This is a genomic window from Candidatus Methanoperedens sp., from assembly GCA_027460535.1.
GTDB lineage: Archaea > Halobacteriota > Methanosarcinia > Methanosarcinales > Methanoperedenaceae > Methanoperedens.
Genome location: JAPZAR010000010.1, coordinates 105,121 through 128,083 on the forward strand (window position 1 = coordinate 105,121; position 22,963 = coordinate 128,083).

At 45.4% G+C, this 22,963-nt stretch carries 20 protein-coding genes; 4 read left to right on the top strand and 16 right to left on the bottom strand.

The features are described from left to right. Window positions 1-179 precede the first annotated feature (179 nt). Window positions 180-1,502, top strand: a complete 1,323-nt coding sequence (locus tag O8C65_03895) for an NAD(P)/FAD-dependent oxidoreductase (protein MCZ7356051.1) — start codon at window positions 180-182, stop codon at window positions 1,500-1,502. 146 nt (window positions 1,503-1,648) lie between these two features. On the opposite strand, the gene O8C65_03900 is transcribed toward O8C65_03895, so the two are convergent. The 5 genes from O8C65_03900 to O8C65_03920 all read right to left on the bottom strand — a co-directional run bounded on the left by O8C65_03900 (window position 1,649) and on the right by O8C65_03920 (window position 6,907). After that, complete coding sequence (locus tag O8C65_03900; GenBank protein MCZ7356052.1) at window positions 1,649-2,416, bottom strand: ABC transporter permease; 768 nt, start codon at window positions 2,414-2,416, stop codon at window positions 1,649-1,651. Further along, window positions 2,403-3,359, bottom strand: coding sequence for an ATP-binding cassette domain-containing protein (locus O8C65_03905; protein MCZ7356053.1), 957 nt, complete (start codon window positions 3,357-3,359; stop codon window positions 2,403-2,405). The genes O8C65_03900 and O8C65_03905 overlap by 14 nt, the downstream gene beginning before the upstream one ends. A 299-nt stretch (window positions 3,360-3,658) precedes the next feature. Further along, on the bottom strand, window positions 3,659-3,877 hold the full coding sequence (locus O8C65_03910; protein MCZ7356054.1) for a hypothetical protein: 219 nt from the start codon (window positions 3,875-3,877) through the stop codon (window positions 3,659-3,661). Between the two features lie 4 nt (window positions 3,878-3,881). Next, the gene (locus O8C65_03915; protein MCZ7356055.1) at window positions 3,882-6,185 is read right to left on the bottom strand and encodes a hypothetical protein; all 2,304 of its coding nucleotides are present in this window, start codon (window positions 6,183-6,185) and stop codon (window positions 3,882-3,884) included. Window positions 6,186-6,667: 482 nt separating this feature from the next. After that, entirely contained in the window at window positions 6,668-6,907 is a 240-nt protein-coding gene (locus O8C65_03920; protein ID MCZ7356056.1) for a hypothetical protein, read from the bottom strand. A 628-nt stretch (window positions 6,908-7,535) separates the two neighbouring features. Between O8C65_03920 and O8C65_03925 the strand changes: the two genes are divergently transcribed. Together O8C65_03925 and O8C65_03930 are read left to right on the top strand one after the other, a co-directional pair. Further along, window positions 7,536-8,024 carry a hypothetical protein gene (locus O8C65_03925; protein ID MCZ7356057.1) on the top strand — a complete coding sequence of 163 codons (489 nt, stop codon included), beginning with the start codon at window positions 7,536-7,538 and terminating at the stop codon, window positions 8,022-8,024. Window positions 8,025-8,491: 467 nt separating this feature from the next. Beyond that, window positions 8,492-9,049, top strand: a complete 558-nt coding sequence (locus O8C65_03930; GenBank protein MCZ7356058.1) for a hypothetical protein — start codon at window positions 8,492-8,494, stop codon at window positions 9,047-9,049. Between the two features lie 463 nt (window positions 9,050-9,512). Here O8C65_03930 and pyrI read toward each other — a convergent pair whose 3' ends face one another. The 9 genes from pyrI to O8C65_03975 all read right to left on the bottom strand — a co-directional run bounded on the left by pyrI (window position 9,513) and on the right by O8C65_03975 (window position 20,310). Next, complete coding sequence (gene pyrI, locus O8C65_03935) at window positions 9,513-10,019, bottom strand: aspartate carbamoyltransferase regulatory subunit (protein MCZ7356059.1); 507 nt, start codon at window positions 10,017-10,019, stop codon at window positions 9,513-9,515. Beyond that, window positions 10,016-10,927 carry an aspartate carbamoyltransferase gene (pyrB, locus tag O8C65_03940; GenBank protein ID MCZ7356060.1) on the bottom strand — a complete coding sequence of 304 codons (912 nt, stop codon included), beginning with the start codon at window positions 10,925-10,927 and terminating at the stop codon, window positions 10,016-10,018. The genes pyrI and pyrB overlap by 4 nt, the downstream gene beginning before the upstream one ends. 5 nt (window positions 10,928-10,932) lie before the next feature. Next, entirely contained in the window at window positions 10,933-11,760 is an 828-nt protein-coding gene (gene dapF / locus O8C65_03945; GenBank protein MCZ7356061.1) for a diaminopimelate epimerase, read from the bottom strand. A gap of 1 nt (window position 11,761) precedes the next feature. After that, window positions 11,762-12,400 carry a DNA integrity scanning protein DisA nucleotide-binding domain protein gene (locus O8C65_03950; protein MCZ7356062.1) on the bottom strand — a complete coding sequence of 213 codons (639 nt, stop codon included), beginning with the start codon at window positions 12,398-12,400 and terminating at the stop codon, window positions 11,762-11,764. Between the two features lie 76 nt (window positions 12,401-12,476). Beyond that, window positions 12,477-15,986, bottom strand: coding sequence for a chromosome segregation protein SMC (smc, locus tag O8C65_03955; GenBank protein MCZ7356063.1), 3,510 nt, complete (start codon window positions 15,984-15,986; stop codon window positions 12,477-12,479). A gap of 3 nt (window positions 15,987-15,989) precedes the next feature. Then, window positions 15,990-16,658 carry a hypothetical protein gene (locus O8C65_03960; protein MCZ7356064.1) on the bottom strand — a complete coding sequence of 223 codons (669 nt, stop codon included), beginning with the start codon at window positions 16,656-16,658 and terminating at the stop codon, window positions 15,990-15,992. Window positions 16,659-16,752: 94 nt separating this feature from the next. Further along, window positions 16,753-18,051 (bottom strand): aspartate--tRNA(Asn) ligase, encoded by a 1,299-nt coding sequence (gene aspS / locus O8C65_03965; GenBank protein ID MCZ7356065.1) that lies wholly within the window; start codon window positions 18,049-18,051, stop codon window positions 16,753-16,755. Between the two features lie 137 nt (window positions 18,052-18,188). Next, on the bottom strand, window positions 18,189-18,941 hold the full coding sequence (locus tag O8C65_03970; protein ID MCZ7356066.1) for an SIMPL domain-containing protein: 753 nt from the start codon (window positions 18,939-18,941) through the stop codon (window positions 18,189-18,191). An 88-nt stretch (window positions 18,942-19,029) separates the two neighbouring features. Beyond that, window positions 19,030-20,310 carry a HEAT repeat domain-containing protein gene (locus O8C65_03975; protein MCZ7356067.1) on the bottom strand — a complete coding sequence of 427 codons (1,281 nt, stop codon included), beginning with the start codon at window positions 20,308-20,310 and terminating at the stop codon, window positions 19,030-19,032. 323 nt (window positions 20,311-20,633) lie between these two features. On the opposite strand from O8C65_03975, the gene O8C65_03980 reads away from it, so the two are divergent. Further along, entirely contained in the window at window positions 20,634-21,179 is a 546-nt protein-coding gene (locus O8C65_03980) for a hypothetical protein (GenBank protein MCZ7356068.1), read from the top strand. On the opposite strand, the gene O8C65_03985 is transcribed toward O8C65_03980, so the two are convergent. Both O8C65_03985 and O8C65_03990 read right to left on the bottom strand, forming a co-directional pair. Next, window positions 21,176-21,862 (bottom strand): acyl-CoA dehydratase activase, encoded by a 687-nt coding sequence (locus O8C65_03985; protein ID MCZ7356069.1) that lies wholly within the window; start codon window positions 21,860-21,862, stop codon window positions 21,176-21,178. The two genes, O8C65_03980 and O8C65_03985, sit on opposite strands and share 4 nt — an antisense overlap. Then, window positions 21,859-22,794, bottom strand: a complete 936-nt coding sequence (locus O8C65_03990; GenBank protein MCZ7356070.1) for a 2-hydroxyacyl-CoA dehydratase family protein — start codon at window positions 22,792-22,794, stop codon at window positions 21,859-21,861. The genes O8C65_03985 and O8C65_03990 overlap by 4 nt, the downstream gene beginning before the upstream one ends. Between the last annotated feature and the right edge of the window lie 169 nt (window positions 22,795-22,963).

The window sequence follows — 22,963 nt, forward strand, 5'->3', positions numbered from 1 at the left end:
ATCAAGGATGCATTTTTTCAAAACATTATTAACTATTTCATCATTAATATAATAAGCAGTAGACCGACCAACCTATTTATACCTTAAGAACAAATGTTATTATTACCTTAAATTCAAAAATAAGGCATCAAAAATCAAGATTGAATTGCCACTATAATGCAGCACTGTGGGGGTGCCATATGCCTGATTATGATGTGATTGTTGTAGGAGGAGGAATTTCCGGCCTTTTGTCTGCGCTGACTCTGGGAAAGAAAGGAAACAGCATCCTTCTTCTCGAAAAAGCAGACGCTCTTGGCGGAAACTGCAGGACATACGAACCTGAAGATTGTCCTGGCTGGCGTGTTGATACTGGCATCCATGCAATAACGGATCTCATTTATGGTCCGCTGAATCAATTGAAGCACTATTTCGATCCCGGAAAATTTCCCACATTCAGAAAGCATAAGGACTACTACCTTCGCAAAAAAAACGGACTGGAAAGATTTCCATCAACGCTCCCGGGCTTCTTGAAAATGGATGCACTTCCGGCAAAAGACAAGCTGATCCTTGCAGGAGATCTCCTGAATACGGTGATATCGCGTGCCGTTTTTGGGGAAAAACAAAGGGCTGTGTACGATGTCATATCAAGGCATCGGCTCAGCAGGAAAACAATGCAGTTCGTGGACGCGCTTTCTTATCTGTTGAGCGGCCTTTCGATGGAAAAGACGTCGGTATCCCGGCTTCTGGAAGGGTGCGGATTTGGCTCTTGCGGTAGGAGAGGAATAATCAGACGGATCGCTGAAATGATGAAGCTTTTCAATAATTCCGGATACCGCTCGCAGGGCTATCCTCTCGGCGGCATACAATCGATAACAGATGGCGTAATCACATCGTTTCCGAAGAACGTGGAGTGTCATACAGGAGAAGAAGTTCGAAAGATTGAAAAGGACGAAGGCGGTTTTTGCGTTTCGACATCGGAAGGAGATTATGTTTCCAACAAAGTTGTCTATTCCGGAGAGGTAAAAAAGCTACCTGGTATCATCGAGATGCCAGTGGAATGGAGCCAGCAGGTAAAACAACTGGAGCAGGCAACGGCAATGACGATCTGGCTCGGTCTCAAGGAACCTATGCCGGAGTTCAATTATAACGGTTCGGAAGTGTTTTGCGACGTCTGTGATACTGATAAAGAACTGTTCTACTGGCTCATGCCTGTGCCAGAGCTTGCGCCGCGCAATAAAGGTCTTGTGGGAGTGAGTACGATAATAGACCCGAAAAAATGCCATGATTCGGAGGAAAAACTTCTCAACACAATATTCTCTCTTGTGCCTGCAGTAGAGAAGAATATTGAGATGATACATACGCAGGTAATGGCCCCTGAGAAAGCAGCTGTTTCTCTCAATTATTTCCCTTCGATCAAAACCCCGGTTGATGGCCTGTATGTTGTGGGAACAGATACCGATATGCGAAGCATGGGCATAACCCGTGCAGGATACTCGGTGCTTGAGCTGTTAAAATCATTATGAGATGAGTGAATTCAAAAATCACGAACTCTGGAACGAATTCCAGGGCCACAGGTAGTTACTTTAATTATTGCCCAGGAAGATTGTCAATTAGCAGCATTGAATATTTTTGTATAATATATTGGCGGGTAAACAAGGAAGAGGATCGCTCACTCGTTGAACTTCTTGTAAAGGCGATTTGCAGCGATCTGGAAGATCAGGATGAAGATCACCAGCACCACGATATCCAGCAGTGGTGAAAAAAGCGACTTACCGGTATACGCGTACTCGATCATGTCATTTCCATAGGTAAGGGGGGATATCAGTGCGATCTCCTGACCGATCTGCGGCATGGCTGATATCGGGATAAAGACGCCTGAGATAAAGATAAGCGGTAGCCTGACCGTGTTGAGCATTGACATAACCTCTCCCACGTTCTCGGTGGGGTATGCCGCAAACAGTGTCCCAATCGTCGCGAAACAGAACGCCGTTAGTATCATGGCAATTACAAGAAACGGTGCATGTACAATAGGCGTACTGAACATGATGATACCGATGGCAAGCGGGAGACACGCGATGCCGAGACTGTAGAGAAATCCGCTCAGGCTCTCACCGGACACCAGCGAATACAGCGAGATCGGTGCCGAGAGCAGGCGGTCAAAGGTTTTTACCCGCCGTTCAATGGGTATCGAGACCGGCTCTATTGACGAGGCCGAGAATAGTAAGGTGATCGAGATCAGCCCCGGGATCAGGGTACCAGGCGGGGCGTTCTTCCCGATGGCAAAGGCCAGGAACATGAAGAGCGGGAAGAGGATGCCGGAAACGATGATGTTGGGTTTGAGGTAGTATATCCGCATATCTTTTCTGGCGATCGCCCATGCAGCGGACAACTCTCGGGAAAGACGTTTTGCAAAGCCCTCATGATCAGTCGATAGCATGGACTGCACCCCCTGTCCTCTGCAGGCCGGTCAACCGGATGAACACATCCTCGAGGCTCGGGCCAAGAGTCGTGATACTGATCACTTTGAGGTTATGGGTGCGGGAATAAGCCATAACCGCATCGATAACTTCAGATGGATCATGAGTATAGAGCTTAAACTTGTCACCTGCCTTCTTTGCGTCATTTACCATGGGTAAGCGTCGCAGCTCGTCCAGCTGATCAGCAGAACTGTGGTTAAACGATAACTCGATCGACTGCACACTCTGGATCGTCTTTTTCAAAGATTCCGGGGCGTCGATAGCTGCGATATTTCCTTTATTGATGATCGCGACCCGGTCACACATAACATTTGCCTCCTCAATATTGTGGGTCGTTAAAAAAACCGTGACCCCGTCGCGGACCAGATCCGTGACCACGTCCCGGATAATGAGGTTGCTCTGTACATCGAGCCCTGAAGTGGGTTCATCCAGGAACAGCAGGCGCGGGCTGTTGACGAGCCCCATTGCGAGCGTCAGCCGTCGCTTCATCCCCTTGGAAAACCCGTGCACTTTATCATTGCGCCGTTCGTGTAACCCGAATATCTTGAGTAACTCGGTCGTCTTTTTTTCCCGCTCTTTTCGTGCAACATGGTAGAGTTCAGCGGAAAATATCATGTTCTGCCATGCAGTCAGGTCATCGTACACGTTGGAATTCTCGGATACAATGCCCATGGACTGCCGTGCAGCAATCGTGTCGTGCTCAATATCATGGCCAAAAATGGATGCCGTCCCGGAGGTCGGGCTTGAGATCCCGGTCAGAATACGGATGGTAGTGGTCTTGCCTGCACCATTGGGACCCAAAAACCCAAAAGTCTCTCCCTCGCCAACAGAGAAAGTTATATCATTGAGCGCGGTGAGAGGGCCGAATTTTTTGATGAGATGAGATACTTCAATTGCCTGCATGTATTCCAGACATATCGATACGAATATATCAATTAGTTGCCTGAGAAACTATGATCAAATCCTTCTGGATTTAGGTCGAGAACTTGAATTTTTACTTTTTATTGATTCGAGCATAAAAAACTATATTTTCAGTCTTGGACTCTGCCGTGAATCGCGATGCATCGGCATGGATGCTCGATGGCACTTGAAATGAGTGGCTTTCCTGGCGGCATTCCGCGTTTAGCGGTCTTATTGTAATCTACCGCTCCATGAGAGCATGAGAAAATATGTATCCTCTGCAGTAAAATAAAAAGTAACGATCAGTCAAACGCTGAAGCGCTTACCTCTGTGGAAAAATTTTCTTCATTTTCATTGAGCATCGATTCCATCTGTGTCAAGTTGCCCTCGACTTCCGATACATAACTTGCAGGGAGTATCTCTCCCGGAGCTTTGGTCGATAAATTTTGTTCTTTTTTATCAACACATCCTGAAACCAAAGCGACGATCAGAAGCAATATGAATAAATAAATAGCCTTCATGTTGTTACACCCCCGCCTGTGCGCCTTGAATAAGCCGGTTTGTTTCCCCGAAGAACTCCCTCAGTTCGGCTATTGCATCTTTGAGTCTCTGGGTGTCTTGTTGTTGCTCTCTTACCTGCCTGATGAAATCCTGCGCGTTCCTGATATCTATTACCATTCCAGCTGAGTCAAACCCGGAATGATCCCTGAAGAGGTCAATGGTCTTATTATGGGTCTCTTTTGCCTGGTTCATAAGATTATTGAAATCCGATGCAATGCCGGCAAGTTTAGACGTATCCTTTCCATTCTCATTCAGCTTCTTCATTAATATCTCCATTCTGACAGAGGCGTCATCAGTTCTTGCAAAGAATGTATTCATATTGTTGTTGACCCCTATCCCTTTGTAGTAGCGTTTTTCAAGCTCGAATTTTTCTTTTATATCCTTAAGATCGCGATTAATATCCTCTATAGCCTGTTTATCTGAAGCCTGCTGAACTCTTGTCCTGATCTGTTCCAGTTCCATTAAATGTTTGTCCAGGGTGGCGGAAGCGTCAAATGGAAGGGCTTCACCGTTCCCGGTGAATTTTGCATCACATTTAAGAAGGTCGATATCCGCAATAAAAAGGTCTATTCTTCTCTCAAAGAATTCTTTCACTACTAATTGTAATTTATCCCCTTGAAGCTTTAATTCATCTCCTCTTCTCTTAAGCTCATCTTTTTTAGCATTTTTTTCTTCCTTGGTGAGCGATTGCTTTATGGATTCAAAGGCTTCCAATTCAGCCTTGAACTGCTCCTTCTTTGGTTCGAATTCTGCTTGGGCGACTTTAAGTTTGTCCTCGGCTTCCCTGAATGTGGTTATTGCAGTTTCGAATTTTTCCCCGGGCTCTTTGCATGTTATTGTAGGTGTTGCTGTTGGTGATATTGTTGGTGTTATTGTTGCAGTTATTGTTGGTGTTATTGTTGGTTTGGAATCCCCATCTAAAACAACAACGTGAATATAATCCCAATCCACATAGGAACCGGCGCCATTCCAAAGGTTCATGTCTATAATTGCCCTTTGTGTTGCCGTTACTGGCTTAGTAAGTAAGGCCGAAAAAGCAGTAGTATAGTTGATACCATCATTGCTGACCCGCACAGTTATCTTCTCACCATTCCTTGTAATTTCATACCAGTAACTTTCTCTAACCCAGCCATCGGTTCCGATTGAAGAAGGTGCACCGCTGAATTTTGCTACACTCACGCCATTACTAACAAGTTCCATGGTAAGGACGTTACTTTTATACCACCAATCCACACCGCGATAGATAGAGAGGTAATCATTTGTACCTTCTCCAAAAGCAATCCAGAAGCTCTGCCCCTGGGCACCGGTAGAACTGCCTCCGTTATGAGCGTGCAGGTTATAATCTACCTTTGTTCTTAAGGTCCAATTTTCCCCATCGAAGGGACGAATAAGTGTTAGGCTCGGTCTCCACGCCCCGGATGTTAGATAGTTATTTCTCCAACCGCCCATAGATCCCTGCGAACCTTCAAGGTAATACCTCAAGTACCCCGGGTTATCGGTTAAGGAATATCTTCCAAGCCCAGGAACTTTTTCTACCACCTGCATAGAAGAATCTAACAACTTGTTGTTAAAATCGTCTTCAAAGCCTTTCGTCGTGTCTGCTATAACTGGCGTTACGTATGTACCATTAAATCCTATGCTTCCTCCTGCTGAAAGCGTCCTGGTCTCAGACGGCGGCACATCGTAGCCCATTACGGTTCCATACGTTATCGTATAAGTACCGGCAGGCGCATTAGCTGTATTCCATGAGGGCGCATCTGTACTCCATGAGCCCATGCTTCCAGAATAAGACGAGGCGCCTGTGAGCGTGAAGGTTGCGCCTGCGAGGTTGGTTGATACGGTTATGGAGCCTGTTGTTGGTGGAGGTGTTGGACGTATTGGCGGTGTAGTATCTAGTATTATACTTGTGGTTTTTGTAATAGAACAGATCCCTATTTTTGCAGTAACTGTTACGGTATTTTTGCCTTCCGATAATGAAATGCTTCTTGAAAATGTATTTGTACTTGCATCAATATTTGCTGCTAATCCATTAACAGTTACTTCAAGACCACTTATACCAGTTCCACTCTTACAACCACTTGCCATTCCTGATCCACTTATCATTTGAGTGGAAATATTAGTTGGTGATTTTACTGGATTGATGTTCATGGTTATTGTTGGTGTTTGACCAGAACCACTTCCATCGCCAGAACCAGCGGATGCCGACATGCTCATCGTTACGATAACAATAAGAATTACTGTAATTATCTTATTTTTGATATCTATCATATTTTAGCCTTCTTGCAAAATCCGATGTTTTGATCAGGTTATAATGTTCATATATAACTCTTCACTATATAATAATTATCATTATAATGATGTTACTTTGAAAGATAACAAGAGACAACCGCATGCATATTTTTGAGGTGCTTCATTCGGTTTCCTTGCCAAGCATCCTCTAAACCTTCTTTGAAATGTTGTTCTGCTCGTACTCCTTAGGGCTGAAGATCGATAATTACTGCGCCTTCTTTCTCACGGTCAAGAAACTTAGGATTTTAAGAGGTTGTTACGAGAATTCATAGTCTTTCGAGAGCATGAGAATGGAGCATGATTGCAGCACAATATACCCCGTACGGTGTACGAGGCCTGAATATAGTGCTTTTAGCCTAATAGCCGTTTTATTCTCACAATTATGAAGATAAACAGCTAAATCCTGTGACGACAAAGTCATCAAATTTGATGTGAAGCGTTTCCACGGACGAAATATACCCTTACTTCCTCTTCTTACCCTCGTGCATCTTCTTGATCTCATCCTCAGCCGCCTGCATTTTAGCTTTGTTCTCCTCGTATATCTTGGAGATGTTCTCCATTGCCCGCTCAAGTCTCTTTTTGAGAACCACCAGTTCCTGTGTCGAGAGATTGTAGTTGGGGGTGTTCTCGATCCACAGCTGCTCTATGTCTATGAGGGCATTGAGGGCAGCCTTTGTCCTGTTGACGGTGTTCTCATCCATGAGGTGCTATAAGACTTTTGTTAAATTAAAGTTTGCACATGACATTATCATTTTTGACTTCATGAAATAAATTACCGATATTAACTGCAGATGTATAACAAACCTTAAACATAGGAATGAAAGAAGAAATATTAGAGATAGAAACGAAACATCTTGCCCAATCTGTTCTACGATTTGGCATTTCAGATATCCAACCACCTCATTTGAATTCTTCCGCTCGATAATAGTCCTGAGGTGATACAATCTTCCAAGAATCCTGTGATATTCTCTATTTCTTTAAGTTTAAGTATAAAATTATAAAAGCTTATCAAAAACATGCGCATGATAATATATGTAATGATTTAGAAAGATTTATGGGTTGTGAGCGCAATTCATAGAATAGCGTGTGTGGGTTACACAACGCTAATGGTGGTATCCCCACAAAAGTGAGTGGTTAAGGGGATTGTTAAGAATGGAGTGACATTCTCCCCGATCTCTTTAATTAAAACCATGCTTTAAGAAATCCGAGATGCATGGGGATTTGCCCGCAGGGGTGGTGTGGTGAATGCATCAGGCGCAGAATGTGATGCGCAATGGCACAGGCGAAGAAAGCCTTGCCAAGATACATAAACCATAGGAGGTATAAGAAATGAAAAAAATAGAGAACAAAGCGCTATTGAAGTTAGGAGTTGTAGCAATGCTCCTTATCTTGGGTATGGCGCTTGTAGAGGCAATGGCACTGAACTCGGTGCTCACCCCTGTAACTTGGACCTTCGCCACTGGAGGAGATGTCAACGTTTTTGACCCGAACGGTACGGCGAAAATCACGGTCTGGAATACAACTTCCCACGTTAAACTGTTGAAACTAGATTTGGAACCATTCTCTCCAAAATCATTTAATTTCACAGCTCCGCCGGGTAATTTGACCATCTGCCTCGTAGATGAGCAAAATAAAGAAACGCCACCCATGCCACCCGGAAGAGATGCCTGGATACTCAACTCAACAGGCACTTTTGGTCCTTTCCCTGGCGCTGGATTATGTAAACCCTCCGAGCATGAGGATGATCAAGGGGACCAGCAAGGGGACCAGCAAGGGGACCAGCATGGGAACCAGCATGGGAACCAGCATGGGAAGTGATGAAAGGCCCCAACAAAAACTCAGTAAAGTTTGAGAGGGAGCAAATCCCTCTTTTGATTTTTTATAAACTTGTTATTTCTTAAAATGAGAAAAAACAAGTTAAAATTTTGGAAGTTTAAGTATAAAATTATAAAAGCTTATCAAAAACATGCGCATGATAATATACGTTATGATTTAGAAAGATTTATGTGTTGTGAGCGCAATTCATAGAATAGCGTGTGTGGGTTACACAACGCCAATGGTGGTATCCCCACAAAAGTGAGTGGTTAAGGGGATTGTTAAGAATGAAGTGACATTCTCCCCGATCTCTTTAAATTAAAACCACGCTTTGAAAAATCCGAGATGCATGGGGGTTTGCCCGCAGGGGTGGTGTGGTAAATGCATCAGGCGCAGAATGTGATGCGCAATGGCACAGGGCAAGCCACAGGCGAGCCTTGTAAAAAGATAAACCATAGGAGGTAAATGATATGAAAATAGATAAAAAGCTGGCAGTAATAATGCTGGCAGGAATAGTGGTGGCTTCGGCATTTATGGCCGCAGCAGAGGCAAAACCGCCAAAACCAATGGAGGTGAAAGTAACATGCCCACCTGAGGGGCCAACAGTAACAATTGATCTTACTGCCGGCATTTCTGCAGATGCAGCCGGCTGCATGGTCAAAGTAGATAATCTCGCCCCATCTGATCCGTTTGATGCTGCTATCCTCTTGCCGGCCGATACAACGGACCTTCGTATTAAATTGGATCCAGCCGTCGTCATCATAAATGATGTGGATGGGGACAACGAATATATGGTAGAGGGCGATGCAGTAGGGCCTGACTTAGTAACATACAACGATGCCGCAGGAAATGACAAACTGGACTTCAAGGGCAAGAAGACCAGCGTCAATACACTGACCATAGTTGGGGCCGCCGGAGGCGGGAACAATGACTACAAAGCCGATAATATTGGCATTGATCCCAGCAGCGGTATGTTCGGCTTCAGCTATCTGCCTGGCGACGGGACGGATAAGATCAAGATAAATTAAATCACCAGCACATCAGGTTTGAGAGGGAGCAATCCCTCTTTTATTTTTTATAAATTTGTTACTCTTAAAATGGGATGGCTTGTTAAAATTTGGTTATCCTGTGAGCTTCATATCTCAGCTTATAAAAATGTTAGCATCAAGAGGATGATGAGCTTGGAAATGCGGCCATAGAAGTTCTCGAAGGAGTGGAGATTAAATCAGCCGGTCATAATTTCGGCAAAGGTGAAGATGAGGCACCGGAGCTGCTGACAGACGCGGATTTGCTGATTTCAGATGGTATAAGATTTGTAAAAAGGCATTCCAAAAATGAAAATATAAGCTTCAGTATTATATTATTTAGAATTTACTTGAGAAAAAGATCATAACAAAAAGACATTTTCTCAACGCCATTAATGTTTATGAAAAGGGAATGGCAAGAGAACCTTATCTACCTTGTAGCCAAAAAATATGCTTGAATAGGGGATCAAATCAAATGCTCCGCGATCCCCTCAGAGATCACGTGGTCGCAGTATATGCATCTCAGTTCCACAGGCTTCTTATTCACGGCAAACTTTGAAACAACCGGTTCATTCGTATTGGAAATACAGTTAGGATTTGAACATTTCACAATACCCTCGATACGCTCCGGGAGATCGACCCTGTATTTCTCGATAACCTCGAAATCGCGGATGATATTGATTGTGGCATTCGGCGCTATCAGCGATATCCTGTCCACTTCCTCCTCTTCAAGCTCCCTGTCCTCTACTTTGACGATATCCTTGAATCCCAGAAACCCGCTGGGCACATTCATGGCAGCGCTTACGACCGCAGTAGTAGTGCCAGATATCCCGAGTATTCGCAGCACATTGAGCGCCTGACCCGCCGTGATATGATCAATCACCGTTCCGTGCTTTATCCTACGTACACGCATCTCTTTTTTTGATGACCCGGAAAAAGAATTCAAATCTCCGGTTTCCTCAAGGTCAGTCATGCTGCCTCAAGCGCCATTGCCAGGAGCGCCATACGAACAGGCACACCGTAAAAGGACTGCTCAAAATACCGCGCATATTTTGTCCTGTCCACTTCCGGGTCGATCTCATCTATACGGGGCAGTGGATGCATTACTATAAGATCATCACGGGCTTTCTTCAGAAGCTCTTCTGTTACCCTGTATATTCCCGCCACTTTCTGATACTCAGCCGAGTCTGGGAAGCGTTCTTTCTGTATCCTGGTTACATACAGCACATCCACATCCCCGATCACATCCTCGATGTTCGTAGTCTCACTGACTACTGCACCCTGCTTTTTCAGGTCCTTTTTGATAACATCGGGCATCTGGAGCTGTTTAGGCGAGATAAGTGTCATGTCGGCGTGATACAGGGAAAGAGCATAAGCGAGTGAATGGACCGTTCTTCCGTATTTCAGGTCTCCCACGAGCGCTATCTTGAGCCCCTGAAGATTGCTCTCGCGCATGATAGTGTAAAGGTCAAGCAGAGTCTGGGTGGGATGATGCCCTGCCCCGTCTCCCGCATTGATTATCGGCACTTTTGAATACTCGGAAGCCATCCGGGCCGCGCCTTCCCTGGGATGGCGCAATATGATAGCGTCTGCATAATTCCCTATCACCCTTATGGTATCAGCGAGATTTTCTCCCTTGGCCACCGAACTTGACTCTATCGACCCCATGTCAATGACCTCCCCGCCGAGCCTCTTCATTGCAGTATCAAAGGATAATCTTGTGCGTGTGCTCGGTTCATAGAAAAGCGTGGCAAGAATCTTTCCTGATAGCAGATCGGATTTTTTACCTTTTGCAAATGGCTCGAATTCCTTTGCCCTGTTCAGAATGAAATCGATCTCATCTCTTGAAAAATCCCTCATTGAGATGATATGACGCAACATCACCTTTAATAAGTGATATTCTGATTTAAATTTATTGTACCCTCAAATACCCTCTCTGCGCTCCCCTCCATTAATGCTGCTTCATTCGTCAGGCTGATTCTCAATTCCCCCCCCTTTGTATTCACCTTGACCTTATCATCTGTCTTGCCAAGCCTGTGGGCCATTGCCGCACTGGCTACCGAACCCGTTCCGCAGCTGAAAGTTTCAGCCTCCACTCCGCGCTCATAAGTGCGAATGGTGATCTCATCGCGCGAATCCACATGCACGAAATTCACATTCGTCCCCTTCGGGAAAATGGGGTCGTAGCGTATCTCCGGCGCTTTTGAGATCAGCTGGTCGTCAAGCGAATCCACGAAAATTACCGCATGCGGGACACCTGTATTGACAGCCGAGACATCGAACCCGTGCATCTTGGACAAAAGGAACTCGCCTTTCCCTTTTGCCGGGATCTTTTCCCTGGCGAACTGGGGTTTGCCCATGTCCACGGTGATCCATGTTCTATCCTCAGTCCGCGAACTTATGGAAAGCACCCCACAAACGGTTTCAACTGTTGCCCTCTCTTTGATATACCCTTCATCCAGCGCATATTTCACAAGACATCGTATGCCATTTCCGCACATCTCGGCCTCTGTCCCATCTGAATTGAATATTCGCATCCTGAGGTCGGCTTTATCCGAGCTTCCAAGATACAGGACACCATCTCCCCCTATCCCGAATCTGCGATTGCAGTATATCTGTGCAAAAACTGCCTTTTCAGAAACGATCTCTCCATCGTATTCGTCTATCAGAATGAAATCGTTCCCGTTGCCATGAAGTTTTGTGAAATGGATCATATCACTTGGGTTTTTCTTTCTTCAAGGCGGAAGATATCATGGAGCCGGCTGTCTTCACAACCATGTATGCCCCGCCCACTATCAATACCGCCGGGGCAGAAACTATACCTGCAGCAACAGTTATTCCCGCGCCTGCAAGCAAAGCCATGTCATGGTTCGTAAGGAAACGGGAAACCTTGTCAAGTGTTGAGGGTTCGATATCCACCGAGTCCGTTTCTAGCACGATGTCCCCTTTCTGGAATACCTTTATCCAGCCGCTTTCCTCTGAAACCAGTACCGCCGTGATTGAATCATCGAATAAAGTTATACCTTTTGCAGCAGCATGTTTTGTTCCAAAACCGAGAAGTGTTTCTGATCTCAATATCCTTGAACCATATGCTACCAATTCCCCATGAGGTGTAAAGATCACGGCTCCGTCAAGAGTAGCCAGCTTTTCCACAACAGAATCCATTCCTCTGGTGAGGAGATTATCGGCAAACTGTAACTGGGGATAATGCGGCCTGTAATTACCCTGGATCTTTTCCCTGTCCGCAATGACAAAAAGAGCGCCCTGTTTTTCCTTGGCGAGGGCCTTTGAGATATTAAGGATAACCCGCATTACCTCAGGCTTAATATCCTTATTCTTGTCAACATTATCCATTGGTATCTACAGGTAATCAAGATATGTTATAAGTTTTGGTGAGGGTATTTTCCACAGGTTTTCTCAGACCTTGAATTCAATTCAACTTGATCCCCGTAATACTCGAAATATTGTTCTCCTGCATTGCCACGCCTACTGTCCTCCTGGCAGCCTCTATCATCGGCTTTCTGAGCGAAACCACAATGAACTGGGCTTTCGCCGCGGATTTCTGGATTCGCCTGGCCACCCTTTCCGCATTCACGCCATCAAGGAACATATCTATCTCGTCAAATGCATAGAAAGGAGCGGGTCTATATTGCTGGATTGCAAAAAGAAGCGACAAAGCGGTCAGGCTTTTCTCTCCCCCTGACATTGCCTCAAGGCGCTGCAGGGTTTTTTCCGATGGTCGGGCCTTTATCGTCATCCCGCCTGAAAATGGCTCGTCGGGCTTTTCAAGGAAAAGTTCACCGCTTCCATCGGACAGCTCCGCAAAGACCTGTTTGAATTGTTCATTCACTCCCTTGAAGCTGTTCATGAACGCCTCCTTTTTCATCTCTTCGCATTTCTTGATGCGCACCAGTATCTCTTCTCTCTCATGGAACAGGATATCGCGCCGTGATTTTAGGTCCTTCTGCCTGTTGTCAACCTCATTGTACTCATCGATCGCCCTCATGTTAACAGGTTCAAGCTTCTCCATCGCCCGCGTGAGCGCCGAGATCCTGGAAGCGATGGATTCAGATGACGGTATCTCTTCATCCCGGTTCAAGCCTCGCTCCGCGATCTCATTATCAAGGCCGATGATCTGCTCGGTGAGCGCATCTTTTGTTGAGGTCAGGGCAAGAATGTTCCTTTCCAGTTCGTTCAACAGCCTCTGGACATCCTCAAGCCTTTCTTTAAGCGATGAATATTCTTTTTGAACCTGTTCCCGATTATTTTGAAGTTCAAGGAGTTCGCCTCCGAGCTCTTTTTCCCTGATCTTCTTCAAGTTCAGGTCGGATTCCAGTGTTCTGGCCAGCTCTCGCTGGGCATTTATCTTATCCCTGATAACACCCTTCTTAGCGTCGAGAAGAGAAAGCCGCTCCTTTGTCTCATTTATTTTCTCCAGGGCATATTTCCTGTCAAGTGTTATGGCATTTAACCCTGCTTCGATATCCCGCAGCCTTGATTCAAATCGGTCGATCTCTTCCTCTATCCGGGATGCCTTGGCACCCAGCTCCGGGACTTCCGAGCCTTTCAGGAGCGCTTCGATCTTGCTGATTTCCTCTAATATTGTATTGATCACTGCATCCTTTTCGCGCTTTTGTTCCTCGATGCCATCCATCTGCTTCTTTATCTCGATGCGGGAATCCTCGATTTCCTTGATCTGTTTTCTTCTGGTTTCCATTATTTCTGCAAGCCTCGTTCCTCTGCTCTTGATCTCTACCATCTGCAGTTCAAGCTTCGTTATTTCATTATCGTAGTTCCTCAATTCGGTCTTGATCTCCTCAAGATGCCCTTCGAGTTTTTCGAATTTGGATACGGCGGACTTACGCCTCCCCTCGTATTCCGCTATCTGCTCAGCTATCTTCTTCAGGTTTTCCTCCTCCCCGCTTGCAAAAGTGAGCTTAGACCTGATAGTACCTCCCGTCATTGCACCGGCTTTCTCTATCAGTTCGCCGTCAAGCGTGACCAGCCGTTTCCCACCCATCATCTTCCTTGCGGTTGTCAGATGGTCTGTTACTAAAGTATCGCGGAAAACGTACCAGAATGCAGGGTCAAGCTTCTTATCAAAATCAACAAGGTTGATGGCGTAATCAATGACACCTTCCTTTTCCTTTTTTGAAAGGGGCTGAATTGCCTCCATTTTATTGAGAGGCAAGAACGTCACTCTGCCAAGACGTCTTTCTTTCAAATATGTAATAGCCCTGGCAGCGTCCTCATCATTATCCACCACTACTGCCTGCATCCTTGATCCCGCCGCGATCTCAAGGGCTGTGGCATATTCTTTATCAACTTTCCCAAGTTCTGCTATCGTACCGTAGATTCCCGGGAGCTCCTTGTTTTTCTTTGCGCGAAGTATCGAATCGACCGGCTCGCTGTAGCTCATATCTTTTGCCATCTTGATACGCGCTTCTGATTTGGCATACTCCTGCTGGAACGTCCGGAGCTGGCTCTCCAGGTCGCTTATCACGCTTTTGATCTGCACCCTGTTTTTCTCAAGATCAAATATGTCCTTCGCAATTTCCCGCTTTTTCGCATTTATCTCTTCTACTTGCGTTTTTACATTACCGGCATCAAAATCAGCGGATTGTATCCTGGACAGGGAATCTTCTATCTCAAGTTCCATATCCCGTGCTTCTGATGACTTCCGCCGTATCGCATCAAGCAGCCTGTCCTCCTCGCGCATGAGTTCATTCTTGCCGGTTTTGAGGGATTCGAGTTCTGCTTTTCGCTCAGCAAGCTTATCCCGGGTTTCGACAAATTGAGCATCGACTTCTGCAATCCTGCTCTTTACCACCAGAAGCTGTGTATTTTTGTCGTTAAGCTCATTTGAGAGCGTTTCAATTCTTAGGTTTTCTTCATTCAATTTGGTGTCATGTTCTGCTACCCTTCCCTGGGTTGAATCTACTTCCAGGAAGGATTTTCTTCGCTGGGATTCGATATCATTTATTTCGTTTTCCGCAAGTTCTATGGTGCCGAAGCAGCGGGATATCTCACCCTTGATGGATTCGATGTCTTTCCTGAGGGCGATCTGTTCGCCTTCACCTTTCTGCATTATAGCGGAATTCAGGTTAGCGAGTTTTTCTTCGATCCCACTGAGCTCGTTCCTGCGCTCTTCCACCAGTTTTACAAGTTCCTCTCTCCTCGTCTCCTTATCACGCATCTCTCCCGTGATTTTCTCCTGTTCGTTCCTTGCATCTTTGAGCTTCGCCAGCAGAACGTATCCCTCATATTTTCGTTTCTCGTCCCTGAGAGATTGGTATTTCAAAGCCTGGTCGCGTTCCTGCTGGAGCCTGGCCAGCTGGTCATACACTTCTGCCAGTATGATATCCACGCGTTCTATGCGCTCCCTGACGATCTCAAGCTCGTTCATGGCCTGGTCTTTTTTCTCATCAAATTCTGCCACACCTGCTATCTCATCGATTATCTTCCGTCTCTCTGTGGCGGTCATCTCTATGATCCGTGTGACATCCCCCTGCATCACAACGTTGTAACCTTCAGGCGTTATTTTGGCCCGGGAGAGATGGTTATGAATATCCGTCAGGCTGACTGGCGTATCATTAAAATAATAGTAACTGTAATATCCAGTTTCGGTCTGCCTCACTTTGCGCGTAATTACGATCTCATCAGAATCCACCGGCATCTCGCGGTCGGTATTATCAAAACGGATCGTGACCTGGGCATAATCTTTTCTCCCCTTATCGGCATTGTATATAAGGTCTGTGAGTTTCTCGGCCCTCATCACCCTTGAATTTGAAAGACCGAGGGCGAAAAGGATACCGTCGATAATATTGGATTTGCCGCTTCCGTTTGGTCCTGAAATAGTGGTGAAATCATCAAAAAAAGGGATTTTTACTTTTTTACCGAAGGATTTGAAGTTTTGAAGTTCTATCTCTTTGATATGCAATATTTACCTCTTTTTAGGAGTTTCAAATATTACCACACCTTCCTTCACGCTTTCACTTTTCCTGACCTCTTGCCTTTTTAAAGGTTTTTCTTCCGGCTTATTCTCCGATCTGGCCGGTACGTCATCTGCTTCTATGATAGCCTGCTGTTTTCTCTTATCTTTGGGCACGTAATTCTCAGCGATTATGTACTCGCCTTTTGGCCTTGGCTTCTCCAGAGGCTTTACCTCTTCCCTGGGTTTTGTCTCTTTGGGCTTCGGCTCTTCCCTAACCGCGGGCGGTTTTTTGGGCTTGAGTTCCTGGAGTATGGATTTCTGGTCAAGAAGCTCTTTCATGACACCATCATAAGAGCTGTTAAGTTCCATGAGACGCCTTTCTATCCGTTCCATCCTTTTTTCAGCTTCCCGGAGAACATCTGTCTCGGACTTTCGCTGTTCAAGCACTGAGTCCCTGAGGGATTTATTCATCTCTATGATCTCACTCGCCTTTTCACCAAATTTTTGCCTGAGATCATCCAGAGTGGATTCCCGAAGCTTGATCTTATCAGTGAACCTTTTTTCCATTTCAGCGATGATGGATTCCCGCCAGGATTCCTGCATCTTTTCTATCTCCAAGTCCCGGGCCGCCAGTTTTTGCTCAAGCCTCTCAATTATAATATCCCTTTCAGTGCTCATCTTTTCCCTCATTCTCTAAACAGTGGAAGCAGTCAAATAGATTTTGGTAGATCTGACTTTTTCATATTAGTCATATCCTATTAAGTTAAATATTTTATGGGGACAATCGTTTCCTGTCCCGCGGGAACAGCACGACCTCGCGGATATTCTCGATATCCAGCATTGTCATGAGAAGCCGTTCCGCTCCCAGGCCCCAGCCCGCATGCGGCGGCATGCCGAACTTGAATGCCTTGAGATAGAACTCGAACCCGTCGGGGTTCAGCCCCTGATCCGTTATCCTGCTGCGCAGCAGTTCGTACGAATGCACACGCTGTGCTCCCGAAGAGAGTTCCATGCGCGGATGCATCATATCGAACGCCCTGCAAATCTCAGGCTTATTCTCGTATGGCATTGCGTAGAAGGGCTTTATTTTTGTAGGCCAATCTACGATGAAATAATGCTCTCCTATCGCCTTTCCGATGGAGTGCTCGGATTCTGTACTCAGGTCATCACCCCATTCTATTTGTTCACCATTCTCCCGGGCTATGTTTATTGCCTCTTCATATGTTATACGCCTGAATGGGGTTTTTGGGATTTTCAGCTCCACACCGAGTTTTTCCAGATAATTTGCACCGTTCTTTGCAACGCCGGTATAAACATAATTGACAAGGTTTTCAAGTATGACCATCACATCCTCGTTATCAAGAAAACTCGCCTCGATATCGATCGAGGTGGCCTCATTCAAATGCTTTCGCGTATCGTGTTCTTCAGCCCTGAATATGGGGCCAATCTCGAATACGCGGTCAAGTCCGCCGGACATCATAAGCTGCTTGAACAACTGCGGGCTCTGGTTCAGAAAAGCCTCGCGTTCAAAATACGTTATCGGAAAAAGGGCGGTCCCTCCCTCGGTAGCGGTGGCAACCACCTTGGGGGTCGTAATCTCAACAAATCCTTCCCGTTCAAGGAACTCCCTTATGCTCTTCAGAATAAGGTGCCTTATCCTGAAGATCGCCTGGGTAGACGCACGCCGCATATCCATGAACCTCGCATCCAGCCTTGTATCAAGATCGGCATCCACTTTACCCGTGGTGTCCATGGGCAGCGGTGAATCCGCTTTACCAAGTACCTTCACATCGGTCGGGACAAGTTCATACCCATTAGGTGCCTTTGCCTCTTTTTTGACATTTCCAGTGACAGCAACCACCGACTCGCGGGAGATGTTCCGTACGATTTCTAAAACGTTCTTGTCTATGGTTTTCTTGAATAATGTGACCTGTACAAGCCCTTCCCTGTCCCTTACTACCAGAAAAGTGATCCCGCCAAGATCGCGTATCTCATGCGCCCAGCCGCAAATAGTGACTGTTCTTCCGTTCATTTCTGGTGTTATCTGAGTTGAGTAATGAGTTCTTATCATGACTATCTTCGCTCTTAATTGAGTAATTCTATTATTAATCTATTGTATGAAGATTGCAATCCATATTCAGAAGCTCCAGAACAGTATGACTTTGAATATTCCAAATGCTGGATCAATTTAAAAAAAGTGAATTACCTCTACTCGATTATATATTCCACCTGAACTGACAGCGTCACCATGGACTCACCTGGCAGGACCGGAGTTGCTGCTTTTTCTGCTAATACCGTCGTCTGGAATAATGGTTGCGGAAATCCACCCTCGCTTATCGAAGTGGCCCTGACGCTGACAATCCTGACATTCAGGCTCTCTGCAAGTTTTTTGGCCTTATCTCCAGCATCCTTTACCGCATTGACCAGCAGGTCATCCCGGGCTTGTTTCTGCTTTTCTTCTGATACCATAAAAGATATCCCGCTGACCTGGTTAGCCCCGGAATTCACCGATTTATCCACTATATCCCCAAGTTTATCAAGCATCTGGGTGGTTACCTGGACATTATTTGAGGCAGTATATCCCACAATCCCTTGTGTAATGCCATCCCTGCTATAGTTGTATACAGGCTGGACCGAAAGAAACGTTGTTCTGATCTCCTTATCCGCCAGCCCCAGATTTTTCAGCGCGCTTATTACGGCATTCATCAGAACAGCATTTTTTTCTGAAGCTTCACTTGCATCTTTTCCCTGGGTCTGGACGCCGATACTTAGGGAAGCCGTATCGGGAATTACAAATGTGGATGCCGAGCCAGAAACGGAAAGAGTATGATCTTCCTTCTGCGATACGGACGATTTTCCCCCGCCTGCCATAAAGGCGTACAAGCTAGCCGCTGTTAGCACAAGGGCTATTGAGAGTATAACTATGAATAAATAGATTCTATTATCGGATATTTCTTTCATATGAACCAACCCTGCTCCAGGGAGCAAAGTAATGTTGGTTCTTATAGGAGATAAACTTTATTTTCCAAATATCTCGTTTTTTCCTTTATCATTTATCTTCATTTTTTCCAAGGTTCTCGGGCGTCTCACCGATCTCAACCAGAACTTCTGCCGCCCTCTTCCTTACTGCAACGTCTCCTCCCTTCAGAGCCTTGATCAAGGGCCCAACCACCGGTTCTCCTATTTTCACCAGGGCTGCGGCTGCTTCCTCCCTCACATATTCATTCCTGTCTTTCAGGGCCAATATCAATGCTTCAACTGCTGGTTCTCCTATCTTTACCAGAGCCGAAGCCGCATCCTCCCGTACATATTCATTCCCATCCTTCAAAGCCGCTATCAAAGGTTCTACGGCAGGTTCGCCTATCTTTACAAGAGCTCCTGTCGATCTCCATCTGACATCCCAGTCCTCATCCTTCAGGGCGGAAATCAAAGGTTCTACCGCAGGTTCTCCTATCCTTACAAGCGCCTCGGCCGCTTCCTCCCGGATATCCGGGAAAATATCCCTTAAACAGAGAATGAGCGGTTCCACACTCTTTTTATCTCCAATCTTCCCGAGAGCTTCTACTGCTTTCTTCCGAACTTCAAGGTCACCATCCTTCAATGAATGAACAAGAGGTTCTATTGCCCTTTTATTGCCTATTTCCCCAAGAGCTTCTGCTGCTCTCTTTCTGACATACTCATTCCCATCCTTCAAAGCCATAATAAGAGATCCCACTGTTCTCTTATCTTCAATTTTTACTAGCGCATCTCCTGCCAAATCCCTTACATACTCGCTCCCATCTCTCAGGGCAGATATCAGGGGTTCCAACGCCCGTTTATCCCCTATCTTTCCAAGGGCTTCGGCCGCTTCCTCCCTTACATACTCGCTCCCATCCTTTAAGACAGATATCAGGGGCTCTACTGCTCTTTTATCCCCTATCTTCCCGAGAGCTTTTGACGCTTCCTCCCTGACATACTCGCTTTCATCTTTCAGGGCTGCGATCAGAGGTTCAACTGCTCTTTTATCACCTATGCTTCCAAGGGCCTCTACCGCTCTCCATCGAACATGTTTACTCGTATCTTTTAAAGCCGCAATGAGGGGTTCTACCGCCCTTCTATCCCCTATCTCCCCCAGAACTTCTGAAGTTCTTTTTCGAATATGGCAATTTTTATCCTTTAATGCCTGACTTAGGGATTCCACTGCTCTTTTGTCGCCAATATTGCCCAGAGCCCCAACCGCTTTCATTCGAACTTGCTCGTTCTTATTCTTCAGCGCCTCCATAAGTCCTTTTACATCACTTTTGGCCTCCATTCTTTCCACATCATGCTTAAAAAAATCAAGTAATCCCATTTATACGCACCCCTGAACAACCATCTTTTTTAAAATAACCACATATCATATACATTGATAACATCCCATATCTAACGACCTACTTCCTACGAGCGACCTCTTAAATTTAAGTATAACTTCTTGCTATATAAATTAATCAGTTTTCAAAAATAAAAATTAATATAATAATAATTATTATGAAACAAATTATAGTAAGAATTTCAATTGCGGTCTGGCCTTGATTCAAGCCTGGTTCCTGAGAGGATCTTTGAAATCCGATAGACGCTTGGGTAGAAATGTATATAACTCATTAAAGAATTTATTGTAGCCTGAGGGAAATGATTATGGATCCGAAAATTAAAAGCTATCTTCCTTTAATTATCATATTCTTTGTACTTGGAGTGGTAGCAGGATATTTATTGCATCAACCGGCAACAATAGAAAAACCCATTTATATAAACCAAACTATCGAAACAACAGTCGAAAAGACCGTAACTGCAACAGCCACACCTGCTTCAACGGCAATAATGACCCCAACACCAACGCTTACCGAAACACCTCAACCTGTTCCTGATTTTACTGTGAAGATCTGGAACCCGGATACGGATAATCCTACGTACACCATACAGCTGCGGAACCAGAAGGTTGACCCTAACACACTTTCCATAAACACGGGAGATACGGTTCTGATCAGGATAACCGATTTTTCAGTGTTCTCTCCAATGGAACTTATCATAAATTCTTCATACACGCAGAACCTCGGCACGAGCGGCGCAGTGGTCGTGACTTTCAATAATAAGGGGCTATACAGTCTGGACGCGATCATTCCCTCAGGCGATCCTAACGTGTTTCCGCGAATATACGGGCATGGAATGATAACCGTAAATTAGGAAAAATATCTCAGTGCACCCAGCGCGTTCACGACCTGCGGTTCAACAGGGATCGTGATTTTTTTCCCGATGATCTCCCTCAGGGCCGAAACCATTCCTTTATTTTTTACAGTTCCGCCAATCAGGACGATATGTTCGGTTTCAGGAACCATATATGAAATCCTCCGCGCGAACGCATAATGCATCCCTGCGATCACTTCTTCTTTTGAGTAGCCCGCTACAAGTTGCGAGATCATCTCTGAAATTGCGAAAACTCCGCACGTGTTATTAATATCAGGGATGCGCTCTGCTTGAAAGTGCAGCGAACCCAGGTCATCCAGCTCAATTTTAAAATAATTTGCCACGAATTCAAGGAATGCGCCCGTACCTGCGCTGCATTTGTCATTGATCACAAAGTTATTCCTTTTTATGTCTATGACTTTGGTATCCTGCCCGCCTATATCGACGATTACATCTGCTTCAGGATAATAATGGCGCACGCCGTAAATGGCGGCGGTTATTTCCGTCACCGATGCTCGATGCGGGACGGAGTTCCTGAAATAACCCGTTGAAACGATTTCGTCTTTATCCATCCCGCTCACAAGGTCCTTCCAGTTGTGCGTACCCGTTATGGCGTATTTGATATCGCCATTCTCTATCCGGACGATTTTTGCAGTCGTACTTCCCACATCAAGCCCTATCATAATTTCTCAAGCATCTCCCTGAATGCTTCAAGCCGCAGTCTTACCTGTTCCGGGGTATTACCCGGAAGGTCCCCCTGTATGGTCAATACGGGATAGTCCAGTTCTGCTCTTAAAATCTCATCCTCAAGCACATGATGGCATGCGAACTGGGTGTAATGTACAACTCCATCCACTTTTCTTTTTTCCAGTTCTTTTTGGAGAAAATCTATCCTGAAATCAAGCGGTCTTGCAAACGTATAATCGCAATAATCGAGCGCAATCTCACCAATATCATTTCCCCCATGCCTTACGAACTCATAGGGAAGTTCATCAAAAACGATGGAAATACCAAGTGTTTCTGCAATTTCATGAAAATCATGGTATATCGGGGGCACTCCCAGCAGTGCCACCCGGTTATTTTGCTGGATTGTTGTTTTGTCCGCCGATTCGATAACTCTTCTAAACTTATTTAGATCACCTGAAAGGTCGCTAAAAGAAATCAAGATGTTAAAAGCGTCTTTTGATGCGATCTTTCCCCTGCATCTTTTCGAATCGATCTCTTTCCCCAGTTTCTTAAGTCCTGCAATATCTTTTAATTTTTCGGGAGACTCCATGCCTCCAAGAAACCCTGTAAGCCTGTTCAATTGCGATTCCATGAATACGGGATCACCGTCGAACGGGTAGAAGAAAAAGTGCGTCGGTATTCCGCTCATCGCCACTTTCTGACCGTCCACAAGGGCATTATGGCAGTCACCTCCTGCCACCACTATAAGGGAGTCAATAGCGGTCTCTCTATTGACCAGCATCTCTTTCCATATCGCTGTCCATGCGCACAACTTGTTTTTCGGGTGTTTTCTGGATTCTGGAATGACATTATTGACATCCAGCGGTTCGTTGCCGGATGCAAATATCAATTCAGGAGGAACAAGTGCGGTTATTCCGATTTTTGGCACATGCATCCCCATTGTATACAGGTATTTATTCCTTTGTATTAAATATCTTTATAATGTGGCGAAAGATTTAGCGTGTGGCATTCTTTTTGACATATCGTGTGGGCAGACTCCATCCAGATATGATGTGCATGTATTTTTAAGATTTATACATAAAATATATAATTACTCT

Bases quoted from the DNA above. Each gene is read 5' to 3' on its own strand.
- O8C65_03895 (MCZ7356051.1), top strand. From the start codon at position 180: ATGCCTGATTATGATGTGATTGTTGTAGGAGGAGGAATTTCCGGCCTT.
- O8C65_03900 (MCZ7356052.1), bottom strand. From the start codon at position 2,416: ATGCTATCGACTGATCATGAGGGCTTTGCAAAACGTCTTTCCCGAGAG.
- O8C65_03905 (MCZ7356053.1), bottom strand. From the start codon at position 3,359: ATGCAGGCAATTGAAGTATCTCATCTCATCAAAAAATTCGGCCCTCTC.
- O8C65_03910 (MCZ7356054.1), bottom strand. From the start codon at position 3,877: ATGAAGGCTATTTATTTATTCATATTGCTTCTGATCGTCGCTTTGGTT.
- O8C65_03915 (MCZ7356055.1), bottom strand. From the start codon at position 6,185: ATGATAGATATCAAAAATAAGATAATTACAGTAATTCTTATTGTTATC.
- O8C65_03920 (MCZ7356056.1), bottom strand. From the start codon at position 6,907: ATGGATGAGAACACCGTCAACAGGACAAAGGCTGCCCTCAATGCCCTC.
- O8C65_03925 (MCZ7356057.1), top strand. From the start codon at position 7,536: ATGAAAAAAATAGAGAACAAAGCGCTATTGAAGTTAGGAGTTGTAGCA.
- O8C65_03930 (MCZ7356058.1), top strand. From the start codon at position 8,492: ATGAAAATAGATAAAAAGCTGGCAGTAATAATGCTGGCAGGAATAGTG.
- pyrI (MCZ7356059.1), bottom strand. From the start codon at position 10,019: ATGACTGACCTTGAGGAAACCGGAGATTTGAATTCTTTTTCCGGGTCA.
- pyrB (MCZ7356060.1), bottom strand. From the start codon at position 10,927: ATGTTGCGTCATATCATCTCAATGAGGGATTTTTCAAGAGATGAGATC.
- dapF (MCZ7356061.1), bottom strand. From the start codon at position 11,760: ATGATCCATTTCACAAAACTTCATGGCAACGGGAACGATTTCATTCTG.
- O8C65_03950 (MCZ7356062.1), bottom strand. From the start codon at position 12,400: ATGGATAATGTTGACAAGAATAAGGATATTAAGCCTGAGGTAATGCGG.
- O8C65_03960 (MCZ7356064.1), bottom strand. From the start codon at position 16,658: ATGAGCACTGAAAGGGATATTATAATTGAGAGGCTTGAGCAAAAACTG.
- aspS (MCZ7356065.1), bottom strand. From the start codon at position 18,051: ATGATAAGAACTCATTACTCAACTCAGATAACACCAGAAATGAACGGA.
- O8C65_03970 (MCZ7356066.1), bottom strand. From the start codon at position 18,941: ATGAAAGAAATATCCGATAATAGAATCTATTTATTCATAGTTATACTC.
- O8C65_03975 (MCZ7356067.1), bottom strand. From the start codon at position 20,310: ATGGGATTACTTGATTTTTTTAAGCATGATGTGGAAAGAATGGAGGCC.
- O8C65_03980 (MCZ7356068.1), top strand. From the start codon at position 20,634: ATGGATCCGAAAATTAAAAGCTATCTTCCTTTAATTATCATATTCTTT.
- O8C65_03985 (MCZ7356069.1), bottom strand. From the start codon at position 21,862: ATGATAGGGCTTGATGTGGGAAGTACGACTGCAAAAATCGTCCGGATA.